At 75.6% G+C, this 14640-nt stretch carries 16 protein-coding genes; 10 read left to right on the top strand and 6 right to left on the bottom strand.

The window, feature by feature from the left end; all coding sequences use genetic code 11:
• The 4 genes from E4P43_RS18940 to E4P43_RS18925 form a co-directional block, all read left to right on the top strand.
• On the top strand, window positions 1-639 hold a 639-nt coding region (locus E4P43_RS18940), incomplete at its 5' end, for a VWA domain-containing protein (protein WP_135147074.1).
• Window positions 640-650: 11 nt separating this feature from the next.
• Window positions 651-1772: an XdhC/CoxI family protein gene (locus tag E4P43_RS18935; protein ID WP_135147073.1), complete on the top strand. Its 1122-nt coding sequence runs from the start codon at window positions 651-653 to the stop codon at window positions 1770-1772.
• Complete coding sequence (locus E4P43_RS18930) at window positions 1769-2398, top strand: MOSC domain-containing protein (RefSeq protein ID WP_245159260.1); 630 nt, start codon at window positions 1769-1771, stop codon at window positions 2396-2398. The genes E4P43_RS18935 and E4P43_RS18930 overlap by 4 nt, the downstream gene beginning before the upstream one ends.
• Complete coding sequence (locus E4P43_RS18925) at window positions 2395-4290, top strand: MoxR family ATPase (RefSeq protein ID WP_135147072.1); 1896 nt, start codon at window positions 2395-2397, stop codon at window positions 4288-4290. Before E4P43_RS18930 ends, E4P43_RS18925 begins: the two co-directional genes overlap by 4 nt.
• A gap of 18 nt (window positions 4291-4308) precedes the next feature.
• Here E4P43_RS18925 and E4P43_RS18920 read toward each other — a convergent pair whose 3' ends face one another.
• On the bottom strand, window positions 4309-5436 hold the full coding sequence (locus E4P43_RS18920) for an NDMA-dependent alcohol dehydrogenase (RefSeq protein WP_135147071.1): 1128 nt from the start codon (window positions 5434-5436) through the stop codon (window positions 4309-4311).
• A gap of 152 nt (window positions 5437-5588) precedes the next feature.
• Between E4P43_RS18920 and E4P43_RS18915 the strand changes: the two genes are divergently transcribed.
• A complete protein-coding gene (locus E4P43_RS18915) occupies window positions 5589-7013 on the top strand; it encodes a bifunctional 3-(3-hydroxy-phenyl)propionate/3-hydroxycinnamic acid hydroxylase (protein ID WP_135147070.1) in 1425 nt (474 codons plus the stop codon).
• A 10-nt stretch (window positions 7014-7023) separates the two neighbouring features.
• Here E4P43_RS18915 and E4P43_RS18910 read toward each other — a convergent pair whose 3' ends face one another.
• The 3 genes from E4P43_RS18910 to mftR all read right to left on the bottom strand — a co-directional run bounded on the left by E4P43_RS18910 (window position 7024) and on the right by mftR (window position 9357).
• Window positions 7024-7443: a DUF1707 domain-containing protein gene (locus tag E4P43_RS18910; protein WP_167759248.1), complete on the bottom strand. Its 420-nt coding sequence runs from the start codon at window positions 7441-7443 to the stop codon at window positions 7024-7026.
• Between the two features lie 26 nt (window positions 7444-7469).
• A complete protein-coding gene (mftD, locus tag E4P43_RS18905; protein WP_135147068.1) occupies window positions 7470-8678 on the bottom strand; it encodes a pre-mycofactocin synthase MftD in 1209 nt (402 codons plus the stop codon).
• A 91-nt stretch (window positions 8679-8769) separates the two neighbouring features.
• Window positions 8770-9357, bottom strand: coding sequence for a mycofactocin system transcriptional regulator (gene mftR, locus E4P43_RS18900; RefSeq protein ID WP_245159259.1), 588 nt, complete (start codon window positions 9355-9357; stop codon window positions 8770-8772).
• A gap of 129 nt (window positions 9358-9486) precedes the next feature.
• Between mftR and mftA the strand changes: the two genes are divergently transcribed.
• The 4 genes from mftA to E4P43_RS18880 all read left to right on the top strand — a co-directional run bounded on the left by mftA (window position 9487) and on the right by E4P43_RS18880 (window position 13039).
• Window positions 9487-9621: a mycofactocin precursor MftA gene (gene mftA, locus E4P43_RS20705; protein WP_245159258.1), complete on the top strand. Its 135-nt coding sequence runs from the start codon at window positions 9487-9489 to the stop codon at window positions 9619-9621.
• 13 nt (window positions 9622-9634) lie between these two features.
• Window positions 9635-9916: a mycofactocin biosynthesis chaperone MftB gene (mftB, locus tag E4P43_RS18890; RefSeq protein WP_135147066.1), complete on the top strand. Its 282-nt coding sequence runs from the start codon at window positions 9635-9637 to the stop codon at window positions 9914-9916.
• On the top strand, window positions 9913-11136 hold the full coding sequence (mftC, locus tag E4P43_RS18885) for a mycofactocin radical SAM maturase (protein WP_135147065.1): 1224 nt from the start codon (window positions 9913-9915) through the stop codon (window positions 11134-11136). Before mftB ends, mftC begins: the two co-directional genes overlap by 4 nt.
• 571 nt (window positions 11137-11707) lie before the next feature.
• Window positions 11708-13039, top strand: coding sequence for an EAL domain-containing protein (locus E4P43_RS18880; protein WP_167759247.1), 1332 nt, complete (start codon window positions 11708-11710; stop codon window positions 13037-13039).
• 3 nt (window positions 13040-13042) lie between these two features.
• On the opposite strand, the gene E4P43_RS18875 is transcribed toward E4P43_RS18880, so the two are convergent.
• Together E4P43_RS18875 and E4P43_RS20300 are read right to left on the bottom strand one after the other, a co-directional pair.
• Entirely contained in the window at window positions 13043-13522 is a 480-nt protein-coding gene (locus tag E4P43_RS18875) for a pyridoxamine 5'-phosphate oxidase family protein (protein ID WP_135147063.1), read from the bottom strand.
• A 40-nt stretch (window positions 13523-13562) separates the two neighbouring features.
• Window positions 13563-13940: a YchJ family protein gene (locus E4P43_RS20300; protein WP_209313969.1), complete on the bottom strand. Its 378-nt coding sequence runs from the start codon at window positions 13938-13940 to the stop codon at window positions 13563-13565.
• 33 nt (window positions 13941-13973) lie between these two features.
• Here E4P43_RS20300 and mftE point away from each other — a divergent pair.
• On the top strand, window positions 13974-14640 hold a 667-nt coding region (gene mftE, locus E4P43_RS20295; RefSeq protein ID WP_245159257.1), incomplete at its 3' end, for a mycofactocin biosynthesis peptidyl-dipeptidase MftE.

Genomic DNA, 14640 nt, shown 5'->3' with positions numbered 1-14640 from the left:
GATCTCCCGTCGGCGCGCGGCCCGGTCCACCCGGCGCGGACGGTGCGCCGGGCGCTGCGCGACGGCGGCGAGGTGAGCCGGCTGCTGCACCGGCGGGCGCGGCGGAGGCCGCGGCGGGTGGTGCTGCTGGTCGACGTGTCCGGCTCCATGGCTCCCTACGCCGACGCCCTGCTGCGCTTCGCGCACGCCGCCGTGCGGGCACGGCCCACCTCGACCGAGGTGTTCACGGTGGGCACGCGGCTCACCCGGCTCACCCGTGAGCTGCGACGGCGGGACGCCGACCGGGCGCTGGAGGCGAGCGGGCAGGCGATCCCCGACTGGTCCGGCGGCACCCGGCTCGGCGAGGTGCTCAAGGCCTTCCTCGACCGCTGGGGGCAGCGGGGGACCGCGCGCGGCGCGGTGGTCGTCGTCTGCAGCGACGGCTGGGAGCGGGGCGACGCGGCGCTGCTGGGCGAGCAGATGGCCCGCTTGCGGCGGCTGGCGCACGCGGTGGTCTGGGTGAACCCGCACAAGGGCCGGGTCGGCTACGAGCCGCTGACCGGCGGGATGCAGGCGGCGCTCCCGGCGGTGGACCACTTCGTGGCCGGGCACAGCATGGCCGCGTTCGAGGAGCTGTCGGAGGTGATCGCCCGTGCCTAGGGGGAGCTGCGATGCGTGACGTCCTGGACGAGCTCGTGGGCTGGTGGCAGGCGGGTGAGACCGTCGGCATGGGCACCGTCGTGGGCACCTGGCGGTCCGCGCCGCGGCCGGCCGGTGCCTCGATGCTGGTCGGCCCCGACGGCACCGCGGTGGGCAGCGTCTCCGGCGGCTGCGTCGAGGGCGCGGTCTACGAGGAGGCCCGGGACGCCGTCGCGACCGGCAGCCCGGTGCTGCAGCGCTACGGGGTGAGCGACGACGACGCCTTCGCCGTCGGCCTGACCTGCGGGGGGATCCTCGACGTCTTCGTCGAGCCGGTCTCCCGGGAGTCCTTCCCCGAGCTCGGCGAGGTCGCCGAGTCGGTGGGCCGGCACGAGCCGGTCGCCGTCGTCACCGTGGTGGCGGGGCCGGACGACCGGCTCGGCCGGCGGCTGGTCCTCTGGCCCGACCGCGCGTCCGGGACGCTCGGCTCCCAGCGGCTGGACGACGCCGTCGCCGACGACGCCCGCGGCATGCTCGCCGCCGGCCGCACCGCCCTGCTGCACGTCGGGCACGACGGCGAGCGGCGCGGCGACGACCTGGCCCTGTTCGTGAACTCCTTCGCCCCGGCGGCGCGGATGGTCGTCTTCGGCGCCATCGACTTCGCCGCCGCCGTCGCGCGGGTCGGCGCCTTCCTCGGCTACCGGGTCACCGTCTGCGACGCCCGGCCGGTGTTCGCGACGCCGAAGCGCTTCCCGGAGGCGCACGAGGTGGTCGTCGAGTGGCCGCACCGCTACCTGCAGGCCGAGGTCGGGGCCGGCCGCCTGGACGAGCGCACCGTGCTGTGCGTGCTCACCCACGACCCGAAGTTCGACGTCCCGCTGCTGGAGGTCGCCCTGCGGACGCCGGTGGCCTACGTGGGCGCCATGGGCTCGCGGCGGACGCACGACGAGCGGCTCGCGCGGCTGCGCGAGGCGGGCCTGACCGAGCAGGAGCTCGGCCGGCTCTCCTCGCCCATCGGGCTGGACCTGGGCGCCCGCACCCCGGAGGAGACGGCGGTGTCGATCGCGGCGGAGATCATCGCCGGGCGCTGGGGCGGTACGGGCGAGCGGCTGGCCGGGACCGAGGGCCCGATCCACCGCAGCGCCGACCGGTGACCGACCTGCCGCACCGGTACGACGTCGAGGTGGTGGGCCTGCTCGCCTCCCCGGAGCACCGGTACGACGGCCGCCCGGGGACGGCGACGCCGGAGCAGGCGGCCGACCGGCGGGAGCGGCTGGAGGTCCGGGCGGGCCACGGCGTCGTCGGGGACCGCTACGCGGGCAGGGCCGCCCACCGCGACGCGCAGGTCACCGTGCTGGCGGCCGAGTCGCTGGAGCAGCTCGCCGCGGAGCTGGGCAGCGGCCCGCTGGACCCGCTGCTGGCGCGGCGGAACGTGGTGCTGCGCGGTGCCGAGGTGGAGGCGCTGCGCGGCCAGGAGTTCGCCCTGGACTGCGGGGAGGGCGCGGTGCTGCTCCGCGGCGGCCGGCCGGCGAACCCGTGCGCGTGGTTGGACGTCGTCCTGGCGCCGGGGGCGCACCGCGGGCTGCGGGGGCGGGCCGGGGTCCGCTGCGCCGCGCTGTCCGACGGCGTGCTGCGGCTCGGCCCCGCCGTACTGGCCAGCGCCGTCCCGCTGGACCCCCGGGCGGCGGGCGCGGGGCGGCCGCTGGTGCCGCGCGGCTTCCCGGCGGGGGCCGGCCAGGGCAGACTCGGCGGCGCCGAGCGGACGAGGGGGACCAGGTGAGCGACGGGAGCGCGCTGCCCGGCCCGGTCATCGGGCTGCGGCGCGAGCGCGAGGTGCTCACCGTGGCGCTGGAGACCAACCGGCACGTGGTGCTGGAGGGGCCGCCCGGCACCGGCAAGTCCACCCTGCTCCGCGCCGTGGCCGGGGAGACCGGGCACGACGTGGTCTTCGTGGAGGGCAACGCAGAGCTGACCCCCGCCCGGCTGGTCGGCTCCTACGACCCGGCCGCGGTGATGACCGAGGGCTACGTCGCCGGCAGCTTCGTCGACGGGCCGCTGCTCACCGCGATGCGCGGCTCCGGCCTGCTCTACCTGGAGGAGCTGAACCGGATCCCGGAGGAGACGCTCAACGTCCTCATCACGGTGCTCACCGAGGGCGAGATCGCTGTGCCGCGGCTCGGTGTCGTGCGGGCGACGGCGGGGTTCCGGCTGATCGCAGCCATGAACCCCTTCGACGCCGTCGGCACCGCGCGGGTGGGCCAGGCGATCGCCGACCGCATGTGCCGGGTGGTGCTCGGCTACCAGGACGAGGCGGGCGAGCGCGAGATCGTCGCGGCGGTCACCGGTGGCCGCCCGCGCCGGGTCGAGCTGGCCGTCGCCCTGGTGCGGGCGACGCGGGAGCACCGCGACCTGCGCACCGGCTCCTCGGTGCGCGGCGCGATCGACCTGGTCCTGCTGCTCGACGGCCTGCTCCGGCTGCGCGGCGTGGCCCGGCTGGAGGACCCCGGCGCGCGCGAGGCGGCGCGGGACGCGCTGCACGCGGCGCTGTCCGGCCGCGTCCGGGTGACCGAGGGCGTGGAACGGACCGCGGAGAGCGTGCTGGACGAGCTGCTGGACCGGGTCTGGCCGGTGGACGCCGAACCGCCGTCGGAGGAGCCGGGCCCGCGGGGCGAGGTCCCGCTGCCGGCCGGGGACGGCCCGGGAAAAGGGGAGGGCCTGCCGCCTGAGGCGGCAGGCCCGGAGACCGGGGAGGCCAGGCGGGACCGGGCCGGTCGCCGCGGGCCGCGGCAGACGGCGCGGCGGGAGCTGCAGCTGCGCCACCCCTCCTTCGACGAGGTCAGCCCGGAGGTCGGGGAGCTCGACGAGGAGGCCTTCGCCGCGCTCATGGGTGCCGACCCGGACGCGGCGGCGGCGCTGCTGGCCGACCTCGCGCTGGCCACCGACCGGGAGCTGCGGTCGGCCGCGCGCCGGCTGGCGGCCCGGGTCTTCGTCCAGGTGGGGCGGGTGGGGGCCGCCCGGAGCAGGGGCACCCGGCGGCTGGCGCCGGCCCGCGGCGGGGACGGCGACCTCGACGTCGAGCGGACGCTGGACCGCTGGGACGGGCGGTGGCCCCCCGCGCCGGAGGACCTGGTGGCGCGGCGGTGGACCGGCTCCCGACGGGCGGTGTGCCTGGTCGTGGACCGGTCGGGATCGATGGGCGGGCTGGGGGTGGCCATCGCCGCGGTGGCCGCGGCCGGCGTCGTCCTGGCTGCCGGCGAGCGGCTGCAGACGAGCGTGCTGGCGTTCGCCGACCGGGTGGAGGTGCTGCAGCAGCAGGGCCGGCACCGTGCGCCCGAGGACCTCGTGCTCGCCCTCGTCGGCCTGCGGGGGCACGGGCGCACCGACGTGGCCGCTGCGCTCCGGGCGGCCGCGGGCCAGCTGCGCGCGGCGGCGCACGCCGACGAGCGCGTCGTGGTGCTCCTGTCGGACTGTCTCTCCACGGCCGGCGACCCGGCGGCCCAGGCGCTCGCCGGCATCGACCGGCTGGACGTGCTGTGCCCGCTGCCCGGAGCCGCTGAGGGGAGCGAGGCGCTGGCCGCCTCCCGGGCGCTCGCCGGCCGCGGCGGCGGAACGCTCGCGGCGGTGCGGTCGCTGACCGACCTGGGACCGGCCCTCACCCGGCTGCTGGGCTGAGCGAGGGCCGGCCGCCGGTCACCTGTCGGCGTCGGTGTAGACGATCATCCCGCGGATGTTCTTGCCGTCGCGCATGTCCTGGTAGCCCTGGTTGACGTCCTCCAGCTTGTAGCGGGTGGTCACCAGCTCGTCGAGCTTGAGCTGCCCCTCCTGGTAGAGGGAGAGCAGCTCGGGGATGGCGTTGCGCGGGGCCAGGCCGCCGAAGATGGCGCCCTGCAGGTCCTTCTGCAGCAGCGTGAGCTCGAAGAGGCTGAGCTTCACGTCCACGTTGGCGTAGTTGCCCATGCCGGTGACGACGGCGCGGCCGCCCTTGCCGGTCACGCTCAGGGCCGCGGCGATGTCCTCGCCCTGGATGTCGCCGACGGTGATGATCGTCTTCTCCGCCATCCGGCCCCACGTCAGCTCGTTGATCGCCGGGGCGGCCTCCTCCATGCTCGCGAAGGTGTGCGTGGCGCCCAGGTCCATCGCCCACTCGCGCTTGGCGGCGACCGGGTCGATGACCATGACGCGCTTGGCGCCGGCCGCCGCCGCGCCCTGGACGGCGTTCATGCCGACGCCGCCGGCGCCCATGACGACCACGTTCTCGCCGGGGCGGACGTCGGCGACCTTGGTCGCCGAGCCCCAGCCGGTGGTCACGCCGCAGCCGACGAGCGCGGCGATCTCGAGCGGGATGTCGGGCTCGATCCGCACGACGGACGCCTGGTGCACGGTGATGTAGGGCGAGAAGGTCCCGAGCAGGCACATCGGGATGACGTCCTTGCCCTTGGCCTGGATGCGGAAGCTGCCGTCGGAGATCGAGGTGCCGGCCAGGAGGTTCGCGCCCAGGTCGCAGAGGTTCTGCTGCCCGCGCGAGCAGGGCGGGCACTGGCCGCAGGCGGGGATGAACGCCGTGACGACGTGGTCGCCCTCCTTGAGCCCGGTGACCCCCGGCCCCACCTTGGTGACGATGCCGGCGCCCTCGTGCCCGCCGATCACCGGGTAGGAGGCGACCGGCGTACCGCCGGTGACCAGGTGCTCGTCGCTGTGGCACAGCCCGGAGGCGGCGAGCTGGACCTGCACCTCGCCCGCGCGCGGGTCACCCAGCTCGATCTCCTCGATCGACCACTCCTCGCCCACGCCCCACAGAATCGCGCCCTTGGTCTTCAACCCAGTTCCTCTCCCTAGGCCCGCGCCGTCGCGGGCGACAGGTCGCGCGGCCGCTCGCCGTGTGCCCTGGCTCACAGCCTGGTGAGCGGGGGTCGGCCCGTCAAGATCTCCTCCGCGGGCCGGCCGCGACACCGGTGCCGCACACTGGTCCGGTGTCCGGCGTCCCCGTGGTCGTGGTGGGCGCCGGGCCGGTCGGGCTGACCGCGGCGCTGCTGCTCGCCCGTCGCGGAGTCGACGTCGTGGTGCTGGAGCGGCACCGGGAGCCCTACCGGCTGCCGCGGGCGGTGCACCTGGACGACGAGGTTCACCGGGTGCTGCAGGCCGCCGGGGTCGCCGACGCCCTGGCGCCGCTGACCCGGCCGATGGCCGGCCTCCGGCTGCTCGACGGCGGGCACCGCGTGCTCGCGGAGTTCCGCCGCGCCCCGGACGCGGGCACGAACGGCTGGCCGCAGGGGTCGTTCGTGCACCAGCCCGACCTCGAGGCGGTGCTGGCCGACGCCGTGGCCGCGGACCCGCGGGTCGACGTCCGGCGGGGCGTGGAGGTCACCGGGCTGGCCGACGACGGTGCGGCGGTGACCGTGGCGGCCCGGGAGCGGGCGACGGGGGAGGACCGGTCCGTCCGGGCGGCGGCCGTCCTGGGCTGCGACGGTGCGAACAGCACGGTGCGCGACCTCCTCGGTGCCCGCATGCGCGACCTGGGGCGGGCCGACCGCTGGCTGGTGCTCGACGTCCGGTCGGACCGGCCGCTGGGCCTGTGGCCGGGCGTGCACCAGGTCTGCGACCCGCACCGCGCCTCGACGTTCATGCCGGTCACCGGCGACCGGTACCGGTGGGAGTTCCGGCTGCTGCCGGGCGAGACCGCGGCCGACCTGACCGCGCCGGACCGGCTGGCGGGGCTCCGGGTGCCGGTCGCCGACGTCGAGGTGCTGCGGGCGGTCGAGTACACCTACCGCGCGCAGGTCGCCGACCAATGGCGGGCCGGGCGGGTGCTGCTCGCCGGGGACGCCGCGCACCTCAGCCCGCCGTTCGTCGGCCAGGGCCTGGGGCTGGGGCTGCGCGACGTGCACCAGCTGGCCTGGAAGCTCGCCGCCGTGCTGGACGGGACGGCGCCCGAGGAGCTGCTGGACACCTACCAGGCCGAGCGCGAGCCGCACGCCCGCGCGCTCATCCGGGTGGCGCTGCTGCTCGGCGGGCTGATGACCGGGGGAGGGCGCGGTGCCGCGGTCGCCCGCCGTGCCGTGCTGGCCGTCGTCCGGCGCATCCCCGCCGTCGCCCGGCTGGCCACCGACAGCCGGACCCCGCCGCTGCGCCGCGGGCCGCTGGTCGAGCGGCGTGGCCGCGCGGGCCGTCGGCTCGCGGGATCGCTCGTGCCGCAGCCCGAGGTGCTGGTGGACGGCGCGCGCTGCCGCCTGGACGACGTCCTGGGCGACGGCGAGGCCGAGCTGACACCCGGCCTGGTCGTCCGGAGGGGCGGCGCCGAGGTCCGCGTCGAGGACCCCAGCGGCACGCTGGGCACCTGGCTGCGCGGTGCGTCGGTGGTGGTCCGTCCCGACCGCATCGTCCGGTCCGCCCGCTAGGGGCGGTCGCCTAGCCCTTCGGGCGGCCGATGCCGATCGCGTAGAGGGTGCCCAGGACCGCGCCCGGCGGGGCCGCCACGTAGAGCCACCACGGGTGGATGCCGCCCACGGTGAGCTCGAGGATCCCCCAGACGACGAGGTTCGCCAGGCTGATGCAGAGCCAGATGATCGTCAGCACCTTCATCGCGGTGCCGGCGTCGTCGTCGGTGAAGGCCTTGCGCGGTCCCGGCGGGGGCGGGAGGGCGGGGAGGTCGGCGGTCGTCCGCGCGAGCTCACCGCGGGTGCGCGCGGCCCACACCTGGCGCACCCTCTCGTCGAACTCGTGCAGGTCGAGCTGGCCCGCGTCGTGCGCGCGCCGCAGCCCCTCGGCCACGGCGGCGCGCTCGGCGTCGGAGACGCGGAGTTCGGCACGTGCCACCGGCTCGGTCACGTGCCGATCCTGCCATCCGGAACGGGTCAGGAGTCCTCGCTGGCGCGCGCCACGGCGGTCTCGCCCAGGCGCTGCTCGAAGCCCGGGGGGATGACGAGGTCCTCGCGGCAGAGGTCGGCGACGTTCGGCCGGCCGAGGCCGACCATCGCCGAGCCCAGCCCGTCGCGCATCAGGTCCAGCACGTTCTCCACGCCGGCCTGGCCGTTGGCGGCGAGGCCCCACAGGTAGGCGCGACCGATCATGACCGCCTTGGCGCCGAGGGCGAGGGCCTTGGCGACGTCGCCACCGCGGCGGACGCCGCCGTCGAGCAGCACCTCGACCTGGTCGCCGACCGCCTCGGCGATCGCGGGCAGCGCCCGGATCGAGGCCGGGGTCCCGTCGAGGTTGTTGCCGCCGTGGTTGGAGACCGAGATCGCGCTGACCCCGGCATCCACCGCGCGCCGGGCGTCGTCGACCCGCATGACGCCCTTGAGCATGAACGGGGCCTCCGGCCAGAGGCTCCGCAGCCAGGCGACGTCCTCCCAGGTCGGCATGGGGGAACTCATCCACTGGCCGTAGGCGCCGAAGAAGGTGGGCGCCGGGTCGCCGGGGGTGGGCACCATGTTGGGGACCGTGAGGTCGGGCAGCTTGCGGGTCTTCGCGAACTCCCACAGCCAGCGCGGCTTGAGCGCGACCTGCGGGGCGTAGCGGCGCACCGCCTCGAGGTCGATCTTCTCCGGGATGAACGGGCTGCCCCAGTCCCGGCCGTAGGAGAACGACCAGTCGAGGGTGGCGATCAGCCCGGCGGCGCCGGCGCGGCGGGCCCGCTCCACCTTGGCGGCCATCGTGTCGCGGTCGCCCACCCAGTACAGCTGGAAGAAGGTCTTCGGGTTGGCGGCGATGACCTCCTCCATCGGCTTGCTGGCCATCGACGACAGGCCCATCGCCGTGCCGCGGTTGGCCGCGGCCCGGGCGACGGCGACCTCGCCGTCGGGGTGCACGGCCTGGACGCCGGTGGGGCTGATCAGCACCGGCAGCGAGATCTCCTGGCCCATGACGGTGACGGCCATGTTCCGCTCGTTGGCCAGGCCCGCGCTGTGCGGGGCGAAGCCCAGCTCACCGAAGGCGGCGGTGTTGTCCTCCACCGTCAGCCCGCGCTCGGAGCCGGCCAGGAGCGCGCCGTACACGCCCTTGGGCAGGCGCTTCTTCGCCCGCCGCTGCGCCTCGGCCACCGTCTCGAACCACGCGTTCGCCACTGCCCGGTCTCCCGTCGTCCGCCTCGCCCTGCGGCGTGGCACTCAGTGCCACCCTAGCGACGGACGGGAGACGCACGCCACACCTGGCCGGTCAGCCACCCAGGCTGGGGAACCCGGCGGCGAGCTCGTCGAAGGCTCGGTGCAGCTCCCGGCCCAGGTCGCTGCGCTCGTCGGCCAGCCAGGTGGCGAACGCGGTGGTGGCCGCGGCCCGGGTGCTGGCGGCCACCAGCCGCGGCAGCAGGCCGGCGGGGTCCTCGCCGGTGCTGCGCGCGACGTGCTCGGCCACCACGCGGTCGATCTCGGCGTACCGCAGCTGGGAGTGGGCCTGCAGCGCCGGCTCGGTCAGGATGAGCCGCATCCGCTGGCGCAGGACCGGGAGGTCGGCGGCGCCGTAGTCGTTCACCTCGGCGTAGGCGGAGCAGATCGTGGCGAGCACCGGCCGCCCCGGTGCGGCCGCGCGCAGCAGCTGCTCCAGGCGCGCGACGTGCGCGGCGAAGTCGCCCCACACGGCGTCGGCCTTGGTCGGGTAGTAGCGGAAGAACGTCCGCCGGCTGATCCCGGCGGCGTCGGCGACCTCGTCGGCGGTGACCGCGTCGAAGCCGCGCGAGGCGAACAGCTCCAGGGCCGCGCGCTCGACGCGGGCGCGCGGCGCCCCGGTCGGCGCGTCGGTCGAGGTCACACGCACATCCTGCCGTCCGGCGGCACCGGGGGGATGCTTTCGCCGTACGACGGGTCCCTTGCTCGGTGGCACTCGGTGCCACTAGCCTCGGCCCGACCGACCAGTGACCTCGCTCACCCAGGAGTGCAGATGCCCGAGCAGACCGCCGTCGTCGACACCGCCGTCGAGGCCACCCCCTCCGTGACCGCGCTCGCCGAGGAGGCCCTGGTCGAGGAGTCGCTGGTCGAGGAGGTCTCGATCGACGGCATGTGCGGCGTCTACTGAGCCGCTCGCTCCCGTGACCGCCGCCCCGGCGTTCGACCCGGCGCTGCCCTGGCGGCAGTCCCGCTCGGTCGCGCTCCGGCCCGAGCCGTTCGGTGCGCTGGTCTACTCCTTCGCCAACCGGAAGCTCTCCTTCCTGAAGTCGAAGCTCCTGGTCAGCGTCGTCACGTCGCTGGCCGACCACCCCACCGCCGAGGCGGCGCTGGTCGCCTGCGGCGTGCCCGAGGCCCAGCGCGGCGCCTACGTGAAGGCGCTGGCCGACCTGGCCCGTTCCCAGATGATCGAGGTGCGTCCGTGACCGCCGTCCTGCCGTCCCACCCGCAGCGCCCCGAAGGCGGGCGGCTGATCGACCAGTTCGAGTACGGCCTGGACGCGCCGATCTGCCTGACCTGGGAGCTCACCTACGCCTGCAACCTGGCGTGCGTGCACTGCCTGTCCTCCTCGGGACGCCGCGACCCGCGCGAGCTCTCCACCGCCGAGGCAGAGGGCGTCATCGACGAGCTGCAGCGCATGCAGGTCTTCTACGTCAACGTCGGCGGCGGCGAGCCCACCGTCCGGCCGGACTTCTGGCACCTGCTCGACTACGCCATCGGCCACGACGTCGGCGTCAAGTTCTCCACCAACGGCATCAAGCTGGACAAGGCGCGCGCCGCGCAGCTGGCGGCCACCGACTACGTCGACGTCCAGATCTCCCTGGACGGCGCCACCGCCGAGGTCAACGACCGGGTCCGCGGCGCCGGCTCCTTCGCCACCGCCACCCGCGCGCTGGAGAACCTCGCCGAGGCCGGGATGAAGGACTTCAAGGTCTCCGTCGTCGTCACGCGGGAGAACGTCTCCCAGCTCGACCAGTTCAAGGCCCTCACCGACCGCTACGGCGCCCAGCTGCGCATCACCCGCTTCCGCCCGTCCGGCCGGGGCGCCGACGTGTGGGACCAGCTGCACCCCACGCAGGCCCAGCAGCGCGAGCTCTACGCCTGGCTGCTGGCCAACGGCGAGAAGGTGCTCACCGGCGACTCGTTCTTCCACCTCTCGGCGCTGGGGGAGTCCCTGCCGGGCCTGAACCTGTGCGGTGCCGGCCGGGTGGTCTGCCTGATCGACCCGGTGGGCGACGTCTACGCCTGCCCGTTCGCCATCCACGAGAACTTCCTCGCCGGCAACGTGCGCGACGAGGGCGGCTTCCAGCGGGTGTGGCAGCAGTCCGAGCTGTTCGCCGACCTGCGCAGCCCGCAGACCGGCGGGGCGTGCACCAAGTGCGCGCACTTCGACGCCTGCCGCGGTGGCTGCATGGCGGCCAAGTTCTTCACGGGCCTGCCGCTGGACGGCCCCGACCCCGAGTGCGTCCAGGGCTACGGGGAGACGGCGCTGGCCGCCCGCGACCTGGGGCTGGGCACCCCGAAGAGCCACATCGACCACTCGCACACCGGCCCCGTCCGCGGTCAGCCCACGCTGCTCGGCATGCCGGCGATCCCCGCGAAGGCCTGCGACGAGTCGCCGCTGGCCGGTCTCACCCTGGGCTGAGCACCTCCCCCTCCGGGGGGAGAGGGGGTCCGGCCGCTCCAGGAAGAGCCGGGAGTCGCCGATGCCGGGAGGGTGATCGAGCAGCTGGCCGTCCGGGTGGGCCACCTCCTGCCCCGGGGTGGTCGGCTGCCCCGCGCGGTGTGGGAGCGCCGGCACCGCGCGATCGTCCGGCTGTGCTTCGCCTCCGGCGTGGCCCTCCTCCTGCTCGCCTGGTTCTGGGGCTACGACCAGCCGACCGCCGTCCTGGTGCTCGCCGCCGTCGCGGTGCCCGCTGCGGTGGCCACCCTGCCGACGCTCGGCCGATCCGCGCGCGCCGCGGCCAGCACGGTCTCGCTCATGGGCGCCTGCGTCGCGCTGACCCACCTGTGGTCGGGCGTGACCGAGGCCCACTTCTCCTTCTTCGTGATGATCGGCGTGGTGTCGCTCTACCAGAGCTGGGTGCCCTTCGGCATCGCGCTGCTGGTCGTGAGCGCGCACCACGGTCTGGTCGGCTCGCTGGCCCCCCCACCAGGCGTTCGGCCACGGCGCCGGGCAGTCGCCCTGGCTGTGGGCCGGCATCCACGCCGCCTTCGTGCTGGCCGCCAGCCTCGCGCACCTGTCCGCGTGGCGGCTCAACGAGGACCAGGAGCTCAGCGACTCCCTCACCGGGCTCGCCAGCCGCACCCAGCTCGAGGAGGTCACCTCCCGGGCGCTGGAGCGGGGCGGGCCGGTCAGCGTGCTGTTCATCGACGTGGACGACTTCAAGGACGTGAACGACAGCCGCGGCCACGCCGCCGGCGACGAGCTCCTCCGCGTGGTCGCGCAGCGGCTGCGCGCCTGCGTCCGGCCCGGCGACGTCGTCGCGCGGATCGGTGGCGACGAGTTCGCCGTCGTGGTGGCCGGTGACGCCGACGTCGCGCACGCGGTCGGCGAGCGGGTCCTGGTGTCCCTCGCCATGCCGGTGCCCGTCGACGACGGCCTGCTCGCCGTGCACGCCAGCATCGGACTGGCCGAGGCGACCGAGGACGACCGCACCGCCGGCGCGCTGCTGCGCAACGCCGACCTCGCGATGCACCTGGCCAAGGCGCAGGGCAAGAACCGGCTGGTGGGCTACGCCGACGGCATGGCCGAGGCGGCCCGACGGCGGGCCGGGCTGCAGCAGGACCTGCTCACCGCCGTCCCCGAGGACCAGCTGGAGCTGCACTACCAGCCGACCGTGCGGCTCTCCGACGGCCGCACCACCGGCTTCGAGGCGCTGGTGCGGTGGCGCCACCCCGAGCGCGGCCTCGTCCCGCCGGCGGAGTTCGTGCCGCTGGCCGAGGAGAGCGGCGCCATCGTCGCGATCGGCCGCTGGGTGCTGCGCACCGCCCTCGACCAGGGCGCCGCCTGGATCCGCGAGCGGGGCACCGAGGTGCGGATGGCGGTCAACCTCTCGCCGCGGCAGCTGTTCGACACCGACGTCGTCGCCGACGTGGTGGACGCGCTGACCGCCAGCGGCTTCCCCGCGGAGCTGCTGACCCTCGAGCTCACCGAGGGCGTGCTGGTCCGCGACGTCGACGCGGTCGTCACCCAGCTGGAGGCGCTGCGGGCGCTGGGCGTCCGGATCGCCATCGACGACTTCGGCACCGGCTTCTCCAGCCTGTCCTACCTGCGCAAGCTCCCCGCGGACGTGCTCAAGATCGACCGCAGCTTCGTCACCGACCTGCCCGGCGGCCGGTCGGCGACCACGCTGATCGCCTCGATCGTCGAGCTCGCCCGCACCCTCGGCCTCGACGTCGTCGCCGAGGGCGTGGAGACCGACGGGCAGCGGACGGCGCTGCGCGACCTGAACTGCGGGCTGGCGCAGGGCTTCCTCTTCGCCCGCCCGCAGCCGGCCGGCGAGGCGAGCGCCGCCCTGGACGTCGCCGCCTCGTCGGTGTCCTGAGCCCTAGAGCTCGACCTTCTCGTTCTCGCCGGCGTCGATGCGCTGGCCGGTCGCCTTCGCCTTCACGAAGCTGAACGCCGTCGCCAGCCGGCCGCCAGGGCTGTCCCAGTACTCCGCGGAGTCGCCCTCGACCTTGATCAGCACGACCTCCGGGTCCTCGGGGCCGTTCGGGAACCAGGCCTCGACGCCGCCGTTCCACAGCTCCTTCTTCTTCGCCACGTCGTCGACGACGACCGCGTGCCCGGTCAGCGACACCCAGGTGCCGCCGGAGCCCACACCGACGTTCACCTGCGGCTGCGCGGCGATGTGCGCCACCGGGTGCGAGCTGCGCTCGGCGTAGAACCAGAGGTCGCCGTCGAACTCGACCTCCTGCAGCGTCATCGGGCGGCTGGTGAGCTTTCCGCCGGGCGCGATGGTGGTGAGGAAGCCGAAGCGCTCCCCCTTGATCAGCTCGGCGACCTTGCGGGTGTCTTCCGTCGTCATGACGTCCCAGTGCCCCGCCGTCCTGCCGCCGACACCCGGGTCAGGTGGCGTCGACGTACCGCCAGGCGCCACCCTCGCGGACGAACCGGCTGCGCTCGCGCTGCTCCCCGGCGGCGCCGTCGTGCACGTACCGCGCCACGAACTCCACCGTGCCCTCGGCCGCGAGCATGCCGCCGCCGGCGGTGGACACGACCTGCAGCCCGGTCCAGCGGGTGCCCGGGTCCAGCTCCAGGTCGCGCGGGCGGGTGGTGGGGTGCCAGGTGGCCAGCAGGTAGGACGGGTCCCCGACCGCGAAGGCGCTGTAGCGGGAGCGCATGAGCTGCTCGGCGGTCGCCGCCGCCCGCTCACCGGCGTGCAGCGGACCGCAGCACCCGTCGTAGGGCAGTCCGGATCCGCAGGGGCAGCGACGGGGAGGCACGGCCCCAGTCTGCCGCCGTGCGAGGCTCGGTCGGTGAGCACCCTCGCGTCCACCACCTGGTCGGAGATGCCCGAGCGGCCCGTGCTGGTCGTCCCGCTGGGGGCGGTGGAGCAGCACGGCCCGCACCTGCCGCTGGCGACCGACACCCGGACGGCGGAGGCGGTGGCGCGGGCCGCGGTGCCCGGGATCGACGGCGCGCTGCTGGCCCCGGCGGTCGCCTACGGGGCCAGCGGGGAGCACGAGGGCTTCCCGGGGACGGTGTCGATCGGCACCGAGGCGCTCACCACGCTGCTGGTGGAGCTGGGGCGCTCGGCGGGCCGGTGGGCGGGGCGGCTGCTGGTGGTCAACGGCCACGGCGGCAACTTCTTCGCCCTGCGGACCGCGGTGCCGCAGCTGCGCGAGGAGGGGCGGGACGTCGCGTGGTGGCCGCTCGCCGTCCCGGGCGGTGACGCGCACGCCGGGCGCACGGAGACGTCACTGATGTTGCACGTGGAACCAGGTGTGGTCCACGAGGAGCGGGCCCAGGCGGGGGAGACCGCGCCGCTGCGCGAGCTGCTGCCGCGGATGCGGGCCGAGGGCGTCCGGGCGGTCAGCCCGAACGGGGTGCTCGGGGACCCCGCGGGGGCGTCGGCCGCGGAGGGGGAGTCCCTGCTGGCCGCCCTCGTCGGGCGGCTGGTCGCCGCGGCGCGGGACTGGCGGG

Origin of the sequence: Blastococcus sp. TF02A-35 (assembly GCF_004571075.1) — a bacterium.
Classification (GTDB): Bacteria; Actinomycetota; Actinomycetes; order Mycobacteriales; family Geodermatophilaceae; genus Blastococcus.
Note: the sequence above shows the minus strand (reverse complement) of the source record. Positions and strands in the feature narration are given on the sequence as shown.